This window comes from Paenibacillus sp. JT22N1, from assembly GCF_059692155.1.
Genome location: NZ_JCAUAW010000029.1, coordinates 12,700 through 31,632 on the forward strand (window position 1 = coordinate 12,700; position 18,933 = coordinate 31,632).

Annotated in this window: 18 protein-coding genes and 2 riboswitches; of the genes, 8 read left to right on the top strand and 10 right to left on the bottom strand. The window is 45.8% G+C overall.

Features of this window, described 5'->3' with window-relative positions; all coding sequences use genetic code 11:
* Nucleotides 1-36 precede the first annotated feature (36 nt).
* Nucleotides 37-1,638: a CTP synthase gene (gene pyrG, locus AC58UU_RS34920; RefSeq protein ID WP_497322093.1), complete on the bottom strand. Its 1,602-nt coding sequence runs from the start codon at nucleotides 1,636-1,638 to the stop codon at nucleotides 37-39.
* A gap of 275 nt (nucleotides 1,639-1,913) precedes the next feature.
* Nucleotides 1,914-2,495, bottom strand: a complete 582-nt coding sequence (rpoE, locus tag AC58UU_RS34925) for a DNA-directed RNA polymerase subunit delta (protein WP_497322094.1) — start codon at nucleotides 2,493-2,495, stop codon at nucleotides 1,914-1,916.
* Between the two features lie 613 nt (nucleotides 2,496-3,108).
* On the opposite strand from rpoE, the gene AC58UU_RS34930 reads away from it, so the two are divergent.
* Entirely contained in the window at nucleotides 3,109-4,269 is a 1,161-nt protein-coding gene (locus tag AC58UU_RS34930; RefSeq protein ID WP_497322095.1) for a S8 family peptidase, read from the top strand.
* A gap of 321 nt (nucleotides 4,270-4,590) precedes the next feature.
* Here AC58UU_RS34930 and argS read toward each other — a convergent pair whose 3' ends face one another.
* The 4 genes from argS to speE form a co-directional block, all read right to left on the bottom strand.
* Entirely contained in the window at nucleotides 4,591-6,264 is a 1,674-nt protein-coding gene (gene argS, locus AC58UU_RS34935) for an arginine--tRNA ligase (protein WP_497322096.1), read from the bottom strand.
* Between the two features lie 5 nt (nucleotides 6,265-6,269).
* Entirely contained in the window at nucleotides 6,270-6,680 is a 411-nt protein-coding gene (locus tag AC58UU_RS34940; protein ID WP_047682791.1) for a YwiB family protein, read from the bottom strand.
* A 208-nt stretch (nucleotides 6,681-6,888) separates the two neighbouring features.
* The gene (locus tag AC58UU_RS34945; RefSeq protein WP_497322097.1) at nucleotides 6,889-7,392 is read right to left on the bottom strand and encodes a DinB family protein; all 504 of its coding nucleotides are present in this window, start codon (nucleotides 7,390-7,392) and stop codon (nucleotides 6,889-6,891) included.
* Between the two features lie 222 nt (nucleotides 7,393-7,614).
* The gene (gene speE / locus AC58UU_RS34950) at nucleotides 7,615-8,442 is read right to left on the bottom strand and encodes a polyamine aminopropyltransferase (protein WP_029197206.1); all 828 of its coding nucleotides are present in this window, start codon (nucleotides 8,440-8,442) and stop codon (nucleotides 7,615-7,617) included.
* A gap of 284 nt (nucleotides 8,443-8,726) precedes the next feature.
* On the opposite strand from speE, the gene AC58UU_RS34955 reads away from it, so the two are divergent.
* On the top strand, nucleotides 8,727-10,829 hold the full coding sequence (locus AC58UU_RS34955) for a transglycosylase domain-containing protein (protein ID WP_497322098.1): 2,103 nt from the start codon (nucleotides 8,727-8,729) through the stop codon (nucleotides 10,827-10,829).
* A 172-nt stretch (nucleotides 10,830-11,001) separates the two neighbouring features.
* Here the strand turns inward: AC58UU_RS34955 and AC58UU_RS34960 are convergent, their stop codons facing one another.
* Complete coding sequence (locus AC58UU_RS34960; RefSeq protein WP_497322099.1) at nucleotides 11,002-11,493, bottom strand: YwhD family protein; 492 nt, start codon at nucleotides 11,491-11,493, stop codon at nucleotides 11,002-11,004.
* 286 nt (nucleotides 11,494-11,779) lie between these two features.
* Between AC58UU_RS34960 and AC58UU_RS34965 the strand changes: the two genes are divergently transcribed.
* From AC58UU_RS34965 to AC58UU_RS34990, 6 genes are all read left to right on the top strand, one after another.
* Nucleotides 11,780-13,780 carry a M1 family metallopeptidase gene (locus AC58UU_RS34965; protein WP_497322100.1) on the top strand — a complete coding sequence of 667 codons (2,001 nt, stop codon included), beginning with the start codon at nucleotides 11,780-11,782 and terminating at the stop codon, nucleotides 13,778-13,780.
* Between the two features lie 115 nt (nucleotides 13,781-13,895).
* Nucleotides 13,896-14,714: a hypothetical protein gene (locus tag AC58UU_RS34970; protein WP_497322101.1), complete on the top strand. Its 819-nt coding sequence runs from the start codon at nucleotides 13,896-13,898 to the stop codon at nucleotides 14,712-14,714.
* A gap of 166 nt (nucleotides 14,715-14,880) precedes the next feature.
* Nucleotides 14,881-15,019: riboswitch (cyclic di-AMP (ydaO/yuaA leader) on the top strand.
* Between the two features lie 3 nt (nucleotides 15,020-15,022).
* Nucleotides 15,023-15,499, top strand: a complete 477-nt coding sequence (locus tag AC58UU_RS34975; protein ID WP_497322102.1) for a C40 family peptidase — start codon at nucleotides 15,023-15,025, stop codon at nucleotides 15,497-15,499.
* Nucleotides 15,500-15,660: 161 nt separating this feature from the next.
* A riboswitch (guanidine-I (ykkC/yxkD leader) is annotated at nucleotides 15,661-15,763 on the top strand.
* Between the two features lie 90 nt (nucleotides 15,764-15,853).
* The gene (sugE, locus tag AC58UU_RS34980) at nucleotides 15,854-16,174 is read left to right on the top strand and encodes a quaternary ammonium compound efflux SMR transporter SugE (protein WP_497322103.1); all 321 of its coding nucleotides are present in this window, start codon (nucleotides 15,854-15,856) and stop codon (nucleotides 16,172-16,174) included.
* 93 nt (nucleotides 16,175-16,267) lie between these two features.
* On the top strand, nucleotides 16,268-16,501 hold the full coding sequence (locus AC58UU_RS34985; protein ID WP_497322104.1) for a hypothetical protein: 234 nt from the start codon (nucleotides 16,268-16,270) through the stop codon (nucleotides 16,499-16,501).
* A 131-nt stretch (nucleotides 16,502-16,632) separates the two neighbouring features.
* Nucleotides 16,633-16,818 (top strand): hypothetical protein, encoded by a 186-nt coding sequence (locus AC58UU_RS34990; RefSeq protein WP_497322105.1) that lies wholly within the window; start codon nucleotides 16,633-16,635, stop codon nucleotides 16,816-16,818.
* A 59-nt stretch (nucleotides 16,819-16,877) separates the two neighbouring features.
* Here the strand turns inward: AC58UU_RS34990 and AC58UU_RS34995 are convergent, their stop codons facing one another.
* From AC58UU_RS34995 to AC58UU_RS35005, 3 genes are all read right to left on the bottom strand, one after another.
* The gene (locus AC58UU_RS34995; protein ID WP_497322106.1) at nucleotides 16,878-17,522 is read right to left on the bottom strand and encodes a TetR/AcrR family transcriptional regulator; all 645 of its coding nucleotides are present in this window, start codon (nucleotides 17,520-17,522) and stop codon (nucleotides 16,878-16,880) included.
* A gap of 34 nt (nucleotides 17,523-17,556) precedes the next feature.
* On the bottom strand, nucleotides 17,557-17,814 hold the full coding sequence (locus AC58UU_RS35000; protein ID WP_497322107.1) for a hypothetical protein: 258 nt from the start codon (nucleotides 17,812-17,814) through the stop codon (nucleotides 17,557-17,559).
* Between the two features lie 91 nt (nucleotides 17,815-17,905).
* The gene (locus tag AC58UU_RS35005) at nucleotides 17,906-18,799 is read right to left on the bottom strand and encodes a methyltransferase domain-containing protein (protein WP_497322108.1); all 894 of its coding nucleotides are present in this window, start codon (nucleotides 18,797-18,799) and stop codon (nucleotides 17,906-17,908) included.
* Nucleotides 18,800-18,933 lie beyond the last annotated feature (134 nt).

An 18,933-nucleotide genomic window follows, 5' to 3' on the forward strand; every position in this document is an offset into this window, starting at 1 on the left:
GTTGGTTATCTGGAGCGACAACCGTTATAGCAGGATTTAACGAGTGATCAACTGAGCGGCTTTCACGAATTCACGGAAAAGCGGCTGCGGACGATTCGGACGCGATGTAAATTCCGGATGGAATTGAACAGCAAGGAACCAAGGGTGACCTGGAAGCTCGACCATCTCAACCAATCGACCGTCCGGTGACGTACCGGAAATGCGCAAACCAGCAGATTCAATCAATTCGCGGTATTCATTGTTAAACTCATACCGGTGACGATGTCTCTCATAGATAAGCTCATCATTGTAACACTGTTCAGCAAGAGAGCCCGGAACAACCTTACACGGATATAAACCAAGACGCATTGTACCGCCTAAATTCTCGATATCCTTCTGCTCTGGCAGTAGATCGATGACCGGATAAGCCGTTGTAGGATTAATCTCGGAGCTGTTCGCACCATCCAAGCCTGTAACGGAACGCGCATATTCAATGACAGCAACCTGCATACCTAAGCAAATCCCAAAGAACGGAATTTCCTTTTCACGGGCATAGCGGATCGCTTCCACTTTACCTTCAATACCGCGATCACCGAATCCACCAGGTACAAGAATACCTTGAACACCTGAAAGAAGCTGATGGACATTATGCTCAAAAATCTCTTCTGCATTCACCCAACGGATATTAATTTCGGAGTCATTATCGATGCCGGCATGACCTAGTGCTTCAACAATACTTAGGTAAGCGTCATGCAGCGCAACGTATTTCCCCACGATCGCAATCTCTGTCTTCTTCGTCAATGATTTAACTTTACGAACAAGGCTTTCCCATTCCTTCATGTCCGGCTCGTTCGTCCGTAGTTTCAGGTGATTAACGACATAATCGTCAAGCCCTTGCTCGCGAAGCATCATCGGAACTTCGTATAAAGTTTCTGCATCCTTACACTCAATAACAGCAGCAGGATCGATATCACAGAATAAAGCTAACTTACGTTTCATATCTTCCGTTAGGGAATGCTCCGTACGGCAAACGATAACATGAGGCTGAATCCCTAGACCGCGTAGTTCTTTTACACTATGCTGTGTAGGTTTCGTTTTCACTTCACCAGCTGCTTTAATATAAGGAATCAGCGTAACATGAATGTACATAACATTCTCGCGGCCGATATCATTTTTCATTTGACGTATGGCTTCTAAGAAAGGCAAGCTCTCGATATCGCCCACGGTTCCGCCAATTTCTGTAATAACGACGTCAGATTGAGCTTCACGGCCTGCACGAAGGACGCGATCCTTAATTTCATTCGTAATGTGCGGGATAACTTGTACTGTACCACCCAGATATTCGCCTCTACGCTCTTTGGTAATGACGGAGGAGTATACTTTACCTGAGGTTACGTTGGAACTTTTGGAAAGGTTAATATCAATAAAACGCTCATAATGACCTAAGTCCAAATCCGTTTCTGCCCCATCGTCGGTTACGAACACTTCACCGTGCTGATAAGGACTCATAGTTCCCGGATCCACGTTAATGTACGGGTCAAACTTTTGAATGGTAACTTTTAAACCTCTGTTTTTGAGCAATCTCCCTAAGGACGCTGCTGTAATTCCTTTGCCAAGGGATGAAACTACGCCTCCCGTAACGAAAATGTATTTTGTCACTATGTACGCCTCCTAGAGTTTTAGTATGGTTTTGTAATATAAGAAACTTACGTTGTAAGGCATAAGCTTATCTTTTGCCAGAAGAATGACTTTGTAAGCATTAGCTTCTGCTAAATAAGGCTTTTCATGAAAATAAAGTGAAAAAACACTAAAAAAACAAAAAAAGTGACACCCGTAGTGACGGGGCACTTTTTGAACGCTTGAGCGAAATGTTAAGATTCTTTTAAAGCCCATGCAATAGTTTACTCTGAACAGATAGGGGCTGTCAAGACAAGTTATTTGCCGTCTTCAGCCTCTTCATCCAAATCGTCTTCCTCGTCTTCCTCATCGGAATCCCCATCTAAATCGTCTTCACTATCTTCGTCTGTTTCTTCAATACCCGCTTCACCAAGATCCTCTTCGATCTCTTCATCTTCGAAGAATTCAGTATCCTCTTCCGCCTCTTCCTCTTCGGTTTCGGTACCAAATGTATCGTACTCATCTTCTTCTGCGTATGTATCTTCTTCCTCAGCGTAGATGTCTTCATCCAGATCGTCATCTTCGTCGTTAATGATTCTCGGACGCTTCGCGTTACCAACCGCATCGTCTGATTTCTCGACAGGATACCAGCGTTTCAACCCCCATAGGTTCGTACCCACGCAAGCAAAACGTCCATCGATGTTGATTTCCGTATATAGTTGGGCAATCACTTGCATAACATGCTGCTCGGACAGCCCTTTTATTTTAGCAATTTCAGCCATCAGGTCACGATAGTAAAACGGCGTATTCGCCGACTTCAGTAATTCAAACGCCAAATCCACCATGGGCATTTCGCGCGCTTGCTCTGTGGTGATTTTGAGTGTGTATTCGCTACTCATCTAAGGCACATCCTTTTCGATCGTGATCGTCTTCTTCAGTTCTTCTATCTACCTTATCCAATATCTTCATTAAGTAAAACCTATTTTTTCTAAAAATGCAACTACCCCTAAAATAAACGGCTACGCCGTCCTCTTAGGACGAGTGCGTTTATCAAAAATATAGCCGACTTATTGTGTGAAACATATAAATTCTTATATTTCAAGGATAAACTATTTCCGTCGTCCTGACGACGAGCGAGTTTGTCAAGTTTGATGCGGAACAAGAGTATAGAATTCATACTTTCGTTTCAACTTAGAAACCTTTCGAGCAGTTGCCTTATACACCCCTTCGCAGAGAAGAAAGCGTTCCCCCTAAAATGAATACAAGCGAAGGTCCCCCTCCGCTTGCGACTGTATCCTAAGGAAGCGGCGTGAATGAATCACAGCCGTTTCCACTACCTGAGAAAGAGACACTCCTGCCCGCGCCTCTCTATTTATCCTATGTAAAACCTACGCATCTGACACGGCTTCGCACCCATTTATTTCTGTAGAGACAATGACACGGTCATTCGGGGTGACCTGTACATATGATAGGGGAGATTCGATTCTAAGCTGTCATGGGGGGGATGGCACGATGGATATAGCCACCTTTCTTCATTTGCTTCATGAGGAAATCGGTCTCACCAAGCATTCTGGCAAGAAGCATCTCATCCATTTCTCATCGGCTAAGGACTACTATGCATGCAAATCTGCGCTGAAACGAATGAAGTCTCAGTTCACAAATCTTTCCAAGGTCCGCGATCTAAGAATCATTCACGCCTTCTCCTGCACGCTTCGTCCCGATACCAAGCTCAGAGGTATCTCCGGTATGCCGAACATCGAGGAAGATACCAAAATAACCGTTCACCAAGCGATGGGTAACAAAATTACCTCCAGAAGATCAAGCAATTTATCAGGCTCTCACACGATACCTTGGGGCATCGATCAAGTAGGCGCGCCTGAAGTCTGGAACAAATCGGTAGGTCAGAATATTCGGATCGGAGTCATCGATACCGGAATTGATTACAATCATCCTGACTTACGCAATTCGATATCACGGGGCATCAATTTATTAAACCGCAGCATGCTGCCCTATGATGACAATGGACATGGCACGCATATCGCTGGAACCATCGCGGCGGCTGGCCTCCATTCAGGGATTATCGGCGTAGCCCCTAGAGCCATCGTTCATCCGGTAAAAGCATTTGACCACGCTGGAAGCGCTTATGTCTCGGACATTATTGCCGGTATCGATTGGTGTGTTCATAACGACCTCGATATTATCAATATGAGCTTCGGTATGAAGTCCTACAATCGTTCTCTCGAGCAAGCTGTCATGAACGCGTTTTACAGAGGTAAAGTCATCGTGGCTTCGTCCGGCAATGACGGCAAAAAGAAATCAGTCGATTACCCTGCCCGCTTCCCCCAGGTCGTCTCCGTTGGAGCCACAACTCGGTTAGGCAAAATTGCTCCCTTTAGCAATCGCGGGAAGCAAATTGATATTTACGCACCAGGCGAGCGGGTCTACTCGTCCTGGCTTAACGGCAAATACAACGAGCTAAGTGGCACTTCGATGGCCACTGCCCATGTCAGCGGCGTCATCGCTTTGATGTTATCGATCAAGCCGATGTCGCCGCCGCAGATTAAAAGTGCGCTGCGGCGCTGCTCGATTGGTCTTAACAAGCGAGAGAGCACGCGCTGGAAGCCCGGGCATTTGAACGCTCGGCGAGCGATCCGGGCGGCGCGGCAGGGCTGAGGCGGGTTGGAGCTTGTGCTGTGGTCCTACGAATATTGCACAAAATACAACATTATCACTCAAAAATGGCCAATTTGGATGAAATACTGCTATTTTGTTGCACGGAATACAACAATTCTCTGCTTGGAGCGAAAAAAACGGGGAAATTGTTGTACGTTTTACAACAATTCCACTCGCATGCCAGGAATAAAAGGGCCTGCGTTTGCGAAGAGATACTCCACAAGTTAAGTCCACCATACTTCTGGTATTAACAAAAAAAGGGACGATCACTCATGTCTGCGTAGACATGGGGATCGTCCCTTCGGTTTTGCGGAGCAGATGCTACATCCGCTCTGGGGCGGATACGCCAACCACGCGAAGCGTGTTGGCTAAGGTAATGCGAAGCGCGCCAAGCAAAGCGAGGCGTGCCTGGGTCAAAGCCGCGTCATCCGTGATGACATAGTGGCCTCTGTAATAGCTATGGAACTGACTTGCCAGTTCATAGACATAGCGGATGAGCCTATGCGGCGCATATTGATCGGCCGCATAGGCGATTTCCTCAGGAAGCTCGCCCATCTTGCGCAGCAAGTCGAACTCAGCTTCCGACGTAAGCTGGGTAAGGTCTACCTGCTCCAGCGGCAGCACCTGGATGTTCTGCTCTTCCGCCTGACGGAAGATGCTGCAAATCCGTGCATGTGCGTACTGCACATAGAACACAGGGTTCTCATTTGACTGAGAAACCGCCAAGTCCATGTCAAAGTCCAAATGCGAGTCCATGCTGCGCATCGCGAAGAAATAACGAATCGGGTCTACGCCGACTTCGTCCATGAGATCCTCCATCGTGACTGCTTTGCCAGTCCGTTTGGACATTTTCACCTTTTCCCCATTTTGGAAAAGGCTCACCATTTGGGCAATTAACACAACGAGTCGATCAGACTCAAAACCAAGCGCCGTCATAGCCGCTTTCATCCGTGGAATGTAGCCATGATGATCCGCGCCCCAAATATTAATCAAACGCTCAAAGCCGCGCCCAAATTTATTGCGATGGTAGGCAATATCGGGAGTAAGGTAAGTAAAGGACCCGTCATTCTTAATCAGAACGCGATTCTTGTCGTCACCCAACGGTGTTGTATTTAACCAAGTTGCGCCTTCTTCTTCATATATGTGTCCATTATCCCGCAGCTCTTGTAGAACGGGTGGAATGAGGTTATCTTCATAAATCGACGTTTCGGAGAACCAGTTGTCGAAATGAACACCAAAGCGACCCAAATCGCGTTTGATTTTGTCGAGTTCTTTTTTCAACCCATAGGTACGGAAATAGGCACGACGCTCATCTTCTGGCAAGCTAAGAAGACGATCTCCCTCTTCCGCAGCAAGATCCGCGGCAAAGCCTTTGATATCTTCACCGAAGTACCCGTCTTCCGGCATCTCCGCTTCTTGTCCGAGCGCCTGCAAATAGCGGGCTTCGATTGATTTGGCCAAATTGACCACTTGGTTGCCGGCATCATTGATGTAGTACTCTCGGGATACGTCGTATCCAGCGAGATCGAGCACGTTGCACAGCACGTCCCCCACTGCCGCTCCACGAGCATGTCCCAAATGCAAAGAACCCGTTGGATTCGCGCTTACGAATTCCACTTGCACTTTAAGCCCTTGACCGACGTTCGTCGCACCGTACCGATCACCTAGTTTTTGAACATTTTCAATAACCGGGTATAGGTACACTTTGTTCATTTTAAAATTAATAAAACCAGGACCCGCAATTTCCGCTTCTGCGATATTGGCTTTATCCTTTTGCAGGTTAGCGATAATTTGCTCGGCAATTTGTCTTGGGTTCTGCTTAGCAATTCGGGTTAGCTGCATCGCGACATTCGTTGCGAAATCCCCGTGTGTCTTCTCTTTCGGGACCTCAAGAATAATCTCCGGTATTTGCGCCACGTCTACGATGCCTGCAGCTGTAACAGCTTCTATAATGGCTTGTTTAACTATGGCTTTAACTTCGTTTAGTACATCCATTCGTCTTACTCCTCCTGAATTAACAACTTGATCCTGTATGTTCCCGCATGAGTGCCTGATGCATATAAATCATAGCTCCACCTTGTTATACCGATGCCATGTACGGCTTCCGAGGTTAGCTCATGTGTCTCGATTTCGAGTTCCAATCTACCTTGGGGTGTTTGATAAAAGCCAATCCTCTTCTCGCCGGGTAGAAATGTTTGCTCTGCTTGCACGTCTCCTTGGCGGACGATTCGTATCTGATTATCTTCCAGCTTAATGAGCGTCACTGTTCGTCCAAGTTCGTTCGGCTCTTCTTCATAGCGGATGTACGTGTGATTGCCTTTACGATAAAGATCCCCTCGTGCTTTCTGCACGGTTGTCTCGCTCCCGCTTCGACTTTCAATTCGGATCCGCACGCGTTGCTTAGCCGTCATGGTCCGTCATTCTCCTATTCTGCTGGTCCTGTGTGCACCTTATGTCAAGATAAGGCATGTTAGGTAATAGTTTATATGAAAGGTTCGCCGAATTCAATGTACGGAAGAGATTAGTTCGTTGTCATCGTTAACGAAAAGAAGCCCCCTATCCACTGTAATGCGGATTTAAAGGCTTCCCATCTCTACCTATTCAATTTTATCTGCACTTTTAAAAAGCAGGAATCGGCATTCCTACGTTTGCCCATTGCTCCTTCGCTGGACCATATGCTCCAATGACAGGCACACCCGCTTGGCGCATAAGTATCGTCAGCTGGCCGCGGTGGTGAATCTCATGCTTAACGTAGTTGTACAACGTCTCGCTGATCGTCCACTGCATACCGAACATATGAACAACTTCTTGCAGCTTTGCGTCAGTAAGTTGTGTGCGAACTGCTTCGATAATCCCCTGTGAAGTAGCTCGGTAGGCGTCCGCAATCGCAGCGGCATGTGATGGTGGTTCGCTGGACGCAGATGGCGCTTCAAACTTCCAACCAGCCATATGCAGCATACCCTTATCATTGTGAACCAAGTGCCACGCTATAAACCCAAGCGTTCTATAGCCTTCGGCTTGAGGCTGCTGCAGAGATTCATCCGTTAAGGCATCAAGCAGTTGTTGCGTCGTAGCGGATTCTTGCTGATATTCTTTAATAAAACTTTCTACCGTAGCAAACATCACTATTACCTCCATGGGTGGTACAGGATTGGCTGGATTCCCATTAGGTGATTCTTCATCCTGTCCTACTGTTATTTATTTCTAGTATATCTTGGATTGACTGACAACGGTATGACAGTATTCTAAAGTTATTATGAAGTTTATTCATTCCAAAAAAAGCCGTCAGCTCCTCTAAATATCAAGATTAGCTGACGACTTTACTATGTTGATGTTAATGGAGTCTTATTTAATCAAATCTTCAACAAATTTAGGCAATACAAATGCCGCTCTATGTAGGCGCGGTGTGTAGTACTTCGTTGGGAATTCTGGGATTGCTGCTTCCTCAACTTGCAGTGGATCGTGCTTTTTGCTGCCCATTGTGAAGGTCCAGAGACCGCTTGGGTACGTAGGAATGTTCGCGCTGTACACACGTACGATTGGGAAGATTTCTTTGACATCCCGGTTAACCGTTTGGATCAGGTCTGCTTTGAACCAAGGGTTATCCGTTTGTGCAACGAAGATCCCGTCTTCTTTTAACGCATCAAAGATACCTTGGTAGAAGCCTTTGGAGAACAGCTCAACAGCTGGACCAACAGGTTCAGTGGAATCGACCATGATAACGTCGTAGGTGTTTTTGTGATCGTGAATGTGCATGTAGCCATCGTTAACAATGACTTCTACACGTGGGTTGTCCAGTTCGCCGGCAATGGTTGGCAGGTACTTTTTGGAGTACTCGATAACTTTACCGTCGATATCAACAAGAACAGCTTTTTTCACTTTCGGGTGTTTCATGATTTCACGAATTACTCCGCCGTCGCCGCCGCCTACTACAAGCACGTACTCTGGGTTCGGGTGGGTAACAAGCGCCGGGTGCGCAACCATTTCATGATAGACGAATTCGTCTCTGACCGTTGTCATAACCATACCGTCCAGGGTAAGCATTGTTCCCCATTCTTCGGTTTCGATCATCGAAAGGTCTTGGAAGTCCGTTTGTTCTCTAACGTATGTCTCTTTTACTTTTGCTGTAATGCCGAAGCTATCGGTTTGTTTCTCTGTGTACCACAGTTCCATGTTTATTCCTTCTTTCGCTGCTATATTTGGATGAATAAATCCTGACATTCGTTGTCTCTAACAGTGTTCCACCAGTTGGAAAAGTCATGCGAAGCGGCGCTGTTATTTCCAGTCCCTTCATACGCACAAATTGTATTATAGTTCATTACCCCCAAAATGCAATATTTTCCTAGGTTTTTTAAACATTTAATAAAAAATATTTACAATTCGTTGAATACGGACTGCCATGCTTTTCCATACTGGATAGTAATGCCTTAGAGCATGGAGAAAGGAGGTAAGAAGAGATGTCCGAGAACGAGAACCATCGTCAGCCATCCACTGGCACACCACAAGCACCTAGGGAGAAAGAGGTACCTGCGTCTATGCGCTGGATGCGTCGTATCAAGAAAATGTTCTCATTCCTATTCACTTCCTGCGTTCTGCTCCTCATCGTGGCCGCTGGCTTTCTCGTCTATTTACGTACTCAAACACTGCCCGTCACCAAAATGCTGCAAACCTCCCAAATGTACGATACACATGGCGAACTGATCGACACCTTCTATTCGGGTCAAAATCGACAGGTCGTCTCGCTGAGCGAAATATCGCCTTATCTCATTAAAGCAACGCTCGCTGTGGAGGATCAGCATTTCTATGATCATTTCGGCGTAGATGTGAAGGCAGTAGCAAGGGCAGCTGTTGTCAATGTACAAGCCATGGCAAAGGTGCAAGGTGCAGGAACGATAACTCAGCAATTAGCTAGAAATTTATATTTAAATCATGATCGTACTTGGTCGCGTAAAATCAAGGAAACCGTGTTCGCTGTGCAAATGGAAATGCAGCTGACGAAGGATGAAATTCTGACGAATTATTTGAATCAGATCTACTACGGTCATTCGACGTATGGGATTGAAACGGCTTCCGAGCTTTTCTTCGGCAAGCATGCCAGTGAATTAACGCTGGCGGAAAGCGCGATGATCGCTGGTGTTCCTAAAGGGCCTCGCTACTACTCGCCGTATTATGATCTGAAGAATGCGATGGATCGGCAAAAGGTGGTGCTGCAGACGATGGTGCGCAGTGGCTTCATTACTCAAAGCGCTGCTGACGCCGCAGGGAAAGAGAAGCTGACGATTCAGCCGCTTACGAAGAAGAAGCCAGCAGCAGCCCCATACTTCCGAGATTATGTGCGCGCACTGGCCACGGATAAGCTGGGCATACCCGAGGAGCAATTCGATGAAGGCGGCATTCGCATTTACACGACGCTCGATAAAAATGCGCAGCAAATCGCTGAGAGTGTTATCACCAAGCAGCTCACGGGTAAAACAGACCTTCAAGCCGCTCTAGTGGCAATCGACCCAAGGACAGGAGAAATTAAAGCGATGGTCGGCGGTCGCGACTATTCCGAGAATCAGTTCAACCGTGCACTCTCGAATACGAGACAGCCGGGGTCCTCTTTTAAACCCATTGTTTATATGGTCGCTCTGCAAAATGGCTATACACCTGTGTCGCAGGTAAAAAGTGAGCCGACGGTGTTCACCTACGATGAAGGCCGCCAACGGTACACACCCAGAAACTTCAACGATCAGTATGCGAATGCAAATATTGATATGCGCCAGGCGATTTCGAAGTCTGACAACATTTATGCGGTGCATACGATTCTGGATGTCGGTCCTGCGAAGGTTATCGAGCTGGCCCGCAAGCTGGGCATTGCTTCACCGATGAAGCCGCTGCCGTCACTGGCTCTGGGGTCTTTCCCCGTAAGCCCTCTCGAAATGGCGTCAGCGTTCGGTACGATTGCGAATCAAGGCGTTCATCAGGAGACGACGGCGATTGTGCGGATTGAGGATGCGAACGGTCGAATCTTATATGAAGCGACCCCGCAAGCTGAGCCTGTGCTTGATCCAGCTGTCGCCTATGTAATGACGAATCTGATGGAGAGCGTGTTCGAAGAGGGCGGAACCGGTAACCGCGTAGCCAGTACGATTAAGCGTCCGATAGCAGGCAAAACCGGTACGACCGATACCGATGCGTGGCTGGTTGGCTTCACACCGGAGCTCGCAACTGCCGTATGGGTCGGCTATGACAAAAGTAGGGATATTTCCACGGTTGAATCACATTTGGCTTCTCCGATTTTCGCGGAATTCACAGAACAAACGTTAGAGGCGATACCGCCTAAGTTGTTCCCGATTCCTGAAGGGGTAACAAGTGTCTATATTGATCCGGTGAGCGGCAAGCTGTCCAATGAGGACTGTCCGAACTCACACATGGAGGCTTTCCTGGTTGGCACGGAGCCGACAACGTTCTGCACAGGCAAACCTGCGAAACCAGCTTCGAACGATGATCCAAAGGGAACCCCCAAAGGTCAAAACGGCTCTTGGTGGAATGATATCAAACGCTGGTGGAACGACTAATCCATCTGTTTCCAGAGAACACAAAAAGGCAGAACTAAGCGCGTCTTAGTCTGCCTTTTTGCTGTCCTAGTATATGAGGTAACATACACTAGGGTCTAGTATACTCGGTTCACCCAAACGTAACAATGGATGACACATAATGTTCATAATCTCGATTTATGCGTGTAATCGCTTATGAAAGTGCATCTTTCAATGCTTGATCCGAGCGATTCCACCATTCCTCGTTGTGTGCGATCAGCTGATTTTTGAGCAGCGCCCGCTCCTTGTCATCCAAGCCGTCGAAGATGAATTTACGCTTCATTGCAGCATCCATCTTGTTCACATGCTCGGCTAGAATTTTCCACCCTCTGCGAGCTTCTGTGTCAATCAACATTTCGCAAGCTGTCATACCAGCGTAGTAAGCTCCTTCTTCCGTACGGTCGACTGCCACCCAAACGATCCAAGCTTTACGCCCGTTTGGCACATCTTCTTTGTTTATTGAGAATTTAATGCCTTTTTCGATCTTGCTTTTGGCATGAAGTGTACCTTCGTCCAGGTAGGCTTCATCCCCATCAATAATGACACCAGATACGTTGCTTAGGTCGATTGCTCCGGCACCGAATCCTTTATGATTCACTTTGGAACTTACTATATTTAAGGCCAGCTTCTTTTTATCCGCTTCCATGAGGGCACCTTCCAGTCTTCGTAATGTTAAAATGACGCTTTGCTCTCATTGTAGCTAAAGTCATCCTCCAGAACAAGGGCTGGTTGCAGTTAGAACCCCCGGTCATCAAACCTCATCAGCGTGGGGAACCCTTATTCATCGATTTCAACACCCTTTATACCTTATAAACTCATTAATTAGCTACTTCGTTCCCCTCCTTCTAACAATTCTTTTCCAAGCTCAGAAATATTCCCTAGGTTGTCTACATATACATGCTGTAGATGCTTGTTTAGGCGGGGTGGATATCATGAGTGTTCTATTCAAAAACCGCAAGGTTCAATGGTTCGTTGTCATGCTCCTTGCAGCAGGCACTGTCCTGCTGTCTGAAAATTTGCTCCCATCTGCAAGTAAATGGGCCGTTCCAGTCGTCTCTAAGGATGAAAAGTCTGCTCCGGCGCCGGACATGCAGCCTGCAGATAGCGCCAAGCCATTAGAGAAGCAAGCGCCAACAGCGCTTAGCTATCGTATTGCGGAGTATCACATGAACGTTGCTTATACGCCCGAAACGAGGGAGCTCAATGGGCAGCAAACGTTGACTTGGGAAAATCCGGGAACTGTCCCTGTGCAAGAGCTTTACCTCCATTTGTATCCCAATGCATTTGCCTCAAAGAAAACGACGTTTATGCGTGAATCAGGTGGTAAGCTCCGTGAAGATGAAGCCAAGGCAGACAGTAGCGGCAGTATGAAGTTGCTTTCTGTGAAAACGGTTGACGGAGAGGATCTCAGTATGCGCATGGCGTTCGTGCAGCCCGATGACGGCAACAAGGACGATCACACGCTGCTCAAAATTCCGCTGCCTAAACCGGTAGGAGCCGGAGAGAAAGTCACAATCAAGACGGAATTCCTCGTCAAGCTGCCTGCCGCCTTCGCAAGAATGGGCTATGTGGATGACTTCGTCATGGCCGGACAATGGTTCCCTAAAGTTGCTGCCTATGAACGTATTGGAACAAGAGGACGTACGGAGCCGGGATGGAATCTCCACCAGTACCACGGAAATTCGGAATTTTATGCCGATTTCGGGATGTATGACGTGAAAATTCAAGTGCCGGCGAACTACACCGTAGCAGCTACCGGTTTCCCGGTTAAGCCTGCTGTGACCGACAACGGGATGAAGACGTACCAATTTTATGCGGATGATGTGCATGATTTCGCTTGGTCGGCATCGCCTCATTTCGTTTATGTGGAAGAACCCTACTCGACCGCACAAATACCTGGGGTCAAGATCAAGCTCTATCTCGATCCCAATCATCAGGACTTGAAGGACCGTTATATGTACGCTGCCAAAAAGGCACTTTCCCGCTACAGCCAATGGTACGGATCGTATCCTTATTCGACCCTTTCGATTGTCGTACCTCCCCCAGGAGGCAACGGTGTGGGCGGTATGGAATATCCGACTTTGGTAACGGCGTGGGATGCTAGTGACAAGAAACCAGATCTAGAACTAGAACGTGTCGTAGTTCATGAGATTGGACACCAATTCTTCTATGGACTCGTAGCTAGCAATGAATTCGAAGAAGCTTGGCTGGATGAGGGCTTTACCTCCTATGCAGAGGATAAAGTCATGGAAGCAGAGTACGGGGTGTCCCCTAATTTACCTGTCGAATCAAGCTTTATTACATCTCCACATACCCTCCAGCAGAACTCGTGGGCCTATAAGGGACATGATCAATACGCAGAGAATGTGTACACACGAGGTAAGCTGGTGCTTAAAGCCATTGAGAAGCAGGTTGGCAGCAAAACAATGGACCGCATTATGCGCACTTATTTCCAACGTTGGGAATTTAAACACCCTTCTACGAAGGACTTTCAGAACGTTGTTGAAGAAGTGACCAAAACGAAGTGGGATGATTTCTTTAATCAATACGTATACGGCGCCATGATGATGGATTACGCCGTGGAGAGCATTCGCGTCAAATCCGTGGGCAGCAAAGGGGCAGAGTCCTACGAAAGTGCCGTTCTCATCTCCAAACGAGGCGGCAATTCGCCAGAGGTGCCGATCCAGTTCCATTTCTCTGACGGCACAGTGCTTGATAAAACATGGGATGGTAAAGAAAGCAGTATCGAATTCAAACTAACCCACAAGACTCCTGTAGACTGGGTTCGAATTGATCCTAATTACTCGCTCGTGCTGGAAAATAAACATATTAATAATTTTATGCAAACGCAAGTGGATGCCAAGTGGAAAATCCGTTGGAATCTCGGTCTCATTCAATTCCTGCAAGCCATATTCGGCTGGGTCGCCTGGTAAGCGGCTAAAGCAACACCCAGGTACATGCTTACGAAGTAAGTTTTCCTACTGAAAACTCTTAGATTATGCTTTCGATGCCAGTTTTGCTAAAGCAAAACTCTTAGGAGGGACAACTGTGGCAACTTATATCAAGTCTGGCTTCAGGGCGGCTTTACGGCAACCTTTCGCCACGATCGTCTTGTTCCTGTATCAGATGGGCTGGGGCATCCTGCTGTATAAGCTTGTGCAGGGTGTTCTCGTCCCTCTCATGCACCGCTATCCAGGTGGCGAGCAGCCGAAGCAAGCGCTGCAGTTATTTCTAGCTGAAGGACAGTTCCAACTGGTCAAAACCGATCTTAGCCATTCCTACCTTTGGTGGCTGGCTGCTTTACTTGTTATTCGCATGCTGCTCACCCCAATGTTGAATAGCGGCGTCTACTACTCGCTGACCCATTCCCAGCAAAATGCCGGCTATCGCTTTTTCCGAGGCATCAAGGAGCTCATGCTCCCATTCCTAATCGCGTATGTCGTTCGAATCTCGCTTTCCTTACTGCCGCTCATATGGCTGTTTCCTAAAGCGCAAAAACAATTCGCACATACCACATCGTATGAGCAAGCAGCCCTCCAATTGCTGCCATGGCTTCTCGGCTTGCTCGTCTATGGCTTTCTCTTACATCTTCTTTTTATGTACGTACAGTTCGCGATTGCTGCCAAACTTGGCATTTTGTCCACCGTTATCACTTTCGTTCGCAGTTTGTTTCCTATTATCGGGCTTGCGCTTATCCTCCTGTTCGCCTCGGGACTATTGGCAGGGGTCACAGTCACAGCAACTTACATATGGGCAGGTCTGGTAGCGCTAATCATTTATCAGATCTTCCCGCTTTTCCACATTTTTATCCAAATGTGGGCCATAACTTCCCAATATCAGCTTCTATCTGCCAAAATGGACAGTTAATCACCTATAAATAAGCTGAAATTAGCACATTTTCTCCCCCCCTTTGCAAAAAGGGGCTTTTTTTTGTCTATTTCCCTAACAAACTTGCATATTTTAATTAGAAGACTCATAGAAAGGAGGATTTTAAAAGTTTATGACGAATTAAAAGGTCTAGCATCAAAAAACCAAATATTTCATGCCGAATTCTCCATTTTTTGGAGAAACGGGGGAACCACACCGGGTGAATTGATCTTGCCAGACAGGGATCATAGGGAACCTTCAACCGAACCCTCCAGCTAACCTCGTAGGCACCGGAAGGAGACAAGCAGTTGAAAAAGATTGTTGCTCTTGTTTTTAGCCTTGTTTTGTTTTTGAGTATCGGTTTAGGAAGCGTGTCAGCGGCACAATCCACTTTGGATGAAACAGTTGACGGATTGCTCGGAATTCCGTACAGAACGGCGGGAACGACCACAAAGGGCTTTGATTGCTCTGGTTTCACCTCCTACGTTTTCGACAAATTCGGCATTGATCTTCCTCATAGCTCATCATCTCAAAATAAAGAAGGTTACTGGGTTGACAAAAAAGATCTTCGCAAAGGCGATCTAGTGTTCTTTGACACAAGTGGCGGTAATGGTATTTCTCACGTAGGTATCTATCTTGGAGACGGTGAATTCATTCACTCTGCATCCAATGAAGGTATAGTGAAAAACAAACTTAGCCAATCTTATTACGCGAAGCGGTATGTATCAGCCAGACGAGTTCTGTGGGATGATATCTACAATCAACTAACTGCTGAATCCAAGTAAACTCTGCAAGACTCATGAATAAAGCCCGGAAAAGCCCTGCTCGAAAGAACAGCTGCTTTCAGGGCTTTTATTCTTTTCTGAGGGTTCATTCAAAATGAAATTATTCCTACATCCCAATTCTTCTAACTTGACATCGCATGTTAGCCGTTCTATAATAACGGCATATTGTTTTCTAGGGTTCCGTGGCGTTCATCGCCAGACTGGTCCGAGGGGAAACACGCAGCGAATACGCTGTGGTCACGGAGGGGAAAAAGCCCGGGAGTCATGTCGCTTTAGCGATATAACTTCCAGGCTATTTCCTTTTTTTTTGCGGCAAAATAGTACGTATAACAAATTCAAGAGGAGTGATTCATCATGGCATGGTTATATCTCGTCATTGCAGGTGTATTTGAGGTAGCATGGGCGATCTCATTGAAATTTTCTAATGGTTTTACACGGTTAGTTCCTTCCATCGTCACGATTGCAGGGATGATTGTCAGTTTCTATTTTCTAGCGGTAGCAACGAAAACTCTCCCCATCGGCACAGCATACGCGGCTTGGACTGGAATTGGTGCTGTCGGTGCGATTATAATCGGCACCCTTTTTCTAGATGAACCCATTAGTTTAACAAGGATCTTGTTCATGATTCTGATCCTAGTTGGCGTTCTCGGCCTTAAATTTACTTCTGGGCATTAGAGATTTTGTATAAATCGTTCCCTATCTATGCAAATTAATCCTTACAAGGATGGAGGAGCGTTATGATAAGAATGTTTAGGAGGGAAATTTAACGTGAATACACCTGATGATATCAATCGAAAACAGAATCGTGAAGACGGATTGCTCGTAGAGGGGCTAGAAGTTGACTCCGATGTTAACGAGGATCGCAACCGAGAGCAGCAATTGGACGATTCGTTTCAATATTGGTACCGTAACGTTGGTTACTGGGTGCAGCAAAAGGAAGATATAACACAGGTGCCGAAAGAGAATGTCTTCGATGCCGCCGCTGGGATGGATGCCGAGTAATCACTATAGCCAATACCCTCACCAAAGCTGAATGACTCTAAAATCGAATTTTAGAGTTATGCGTACCAGTTGTGAGAAAGCATAGTTAATCAAACGACAGTCTCTCTAGAATATCATTGGAGGAATGAACGATGTCTGACAATACGAATAACGTTGATGTTAACAAAACGAGTATCTTTAAAAACGGGGTTCAATCCGCAACGAATTATGTACAAAACGCCATTGAAAACGTAACTGGATCCACACAAGACGCAACTCAAAACTTAGTGAATAACGTAATGAAAAGACGACAAAATGAAAGTGAAAATAATAAATAATAATAGGGAATAAAGCTTAGTCAGAAGCAGCCGAAGGGCTTTGACTAAGCTTTTTTTGTTTATTTTAAATCGTGAGTAATTGCTACCAATAGACTATCTATATTATCCATATATGCTTCTAGCAATGTCTGAGATTCCAACATATGAATATGAACCTGAAATGGAATCCCATAGAAAAGCGCTACCAACTGGCTCGAAAAGAGCAATATCTTAGATTCCGACAAGTTCTCTATTTGCGATAGATAGACATGAAATAAGGCTTCTAAAGGAAGAATTTGAATATGAATTCCTTCTATAGAGTTTTGCGAGATAATATAGCGCTCATATTCACTGAGTTCCTTTTTCGTTGGTTCAGCTTTTAATTTAGAATAGTATTGAATGATGGCAATCAGAATTTTCTTAGCATGAGGTATCTCTGCTGCAGTTCTAAAAACTTGACGTATGCCATCTATCCCGAAATAGGTTCCCTTATCTATCTCAACGCTTCTTTGATAACACCATTGCAGTACAAAATAGTCGAGAACTTCCTCTTTGGAAGTAAAGTACCTAAAAAAAGTTACCTTCGAAATACTTACCCGATTACATACATCTTCAATATGGATTTCATCAAAATGATGACTTTCAAGCGAAAGTAAAAACTCATCTAGAATACTTAACATCGTCTGATATTTTTTTCGTTCTCTTAAAGGAAGATTATTATCCATTTGACCACCTTACTTAGAGTTTGGAAACCCGCCTTCAATTTTCCTTTTTCGTTAAATATAATTTCCGCCCCGTTTCCCCAATTGTCTCTAGGAACGATGTAACGTATTGCGGCGAATAACCCGTAGTCATTAAGTCAAACATTTTCATGCCATTGGCCTTATTCTGAATAGCTGGAATGGTCACAAACAACATAGTAAAATACACGATTTGTGAGGCAACAAACCATGCTAATGCTTGAATCCAAGTTGATGTTGCCATAAACCACTTACTTATTTTCGAAAAAATGCTCATTGTTAACTCCCTCCAAATATGTTACTCATTTAACAAATGTAACTTGAGTAACATATTTGGTCAAGGGATATTTTACCTATCATTCTCTATTTCAAGCAACTGTGTAGCTGACATACCAGAAGCTACTTCCAACAAATATTCGCAAATGCTGAGATAAAGGCTTAAAAATATCGTTCAGTTCCTCATATGAGTAGTAGTTTTTGATAATTTCATGCATCGATCCGTCAGCCAGCTCGCGTCTTTTGTAGGTATCCTCGCTATGTTCATTCGTTATCAGCTCTCCGCCTCTTCCGGGTACGTAAACATTATCGGCGATAAAGACACGGGCACCTGTGCCTAGACGTTGGTGGAAACTCTGGAGAAATGACTCGATCCGATTCTTCGGAATATGCGAAAACCAGAAGTTGGCAAGACCAAAGTCGAAGGCACCCGTCACTTCGGAGAGCTGGTACGCATCCCCCTGAACAAATGCTGTATTTGAAGCTGGCCAAGGCTTGGACTTAGCAATTTGCAGCACTTCAGGACGAATATCAACACCAACTATGTGCTTAGCCGTACTCGCAGCAATTTCGGTCCAATACCCGGTCCCACAGGCTACCTCAAGAACGTTGCGACCTTCCACCTGCTTCTTCACCATTTCGCTCAAGAGTCCAAGCTCTTGTTGGAACTCAGCGTCCTCTCGGTGATAAATCCGTTCATACTCTTCCGCTCGGGCACCGTAGTATTCTTGCATTTTCACTTTTTCTTCGTTTAAAAGCTGATGCTTATCCTTCACTTCGTGGAGAATTCGTTGTCTGGCTGCCAATAAATCAGCGAAAATAGCACCACCCTGTGCGGAGTAGTTGGCTAGCAGGCCATGCGTGGCCATCACAATTAACTGTGTCATCGACAGACCCGTTTCGTCGGCCATTTGCTCCAGATCCGACTTTACTTTCTCCGGTAAGTAAACAGAGAGCCTTTTGGTTTTATCATTTTTTTCATCCACGCTAGGTATCCCCCTCATGATTTTCATCATTTTAACATATATTATGTGTTATAGTAACATTTAATTTACGTTTTTATGTCGAGTGAAAATTGGGGCTATTTATTAGAACTCTATCAGCAGCTGGCGTAGCTGCT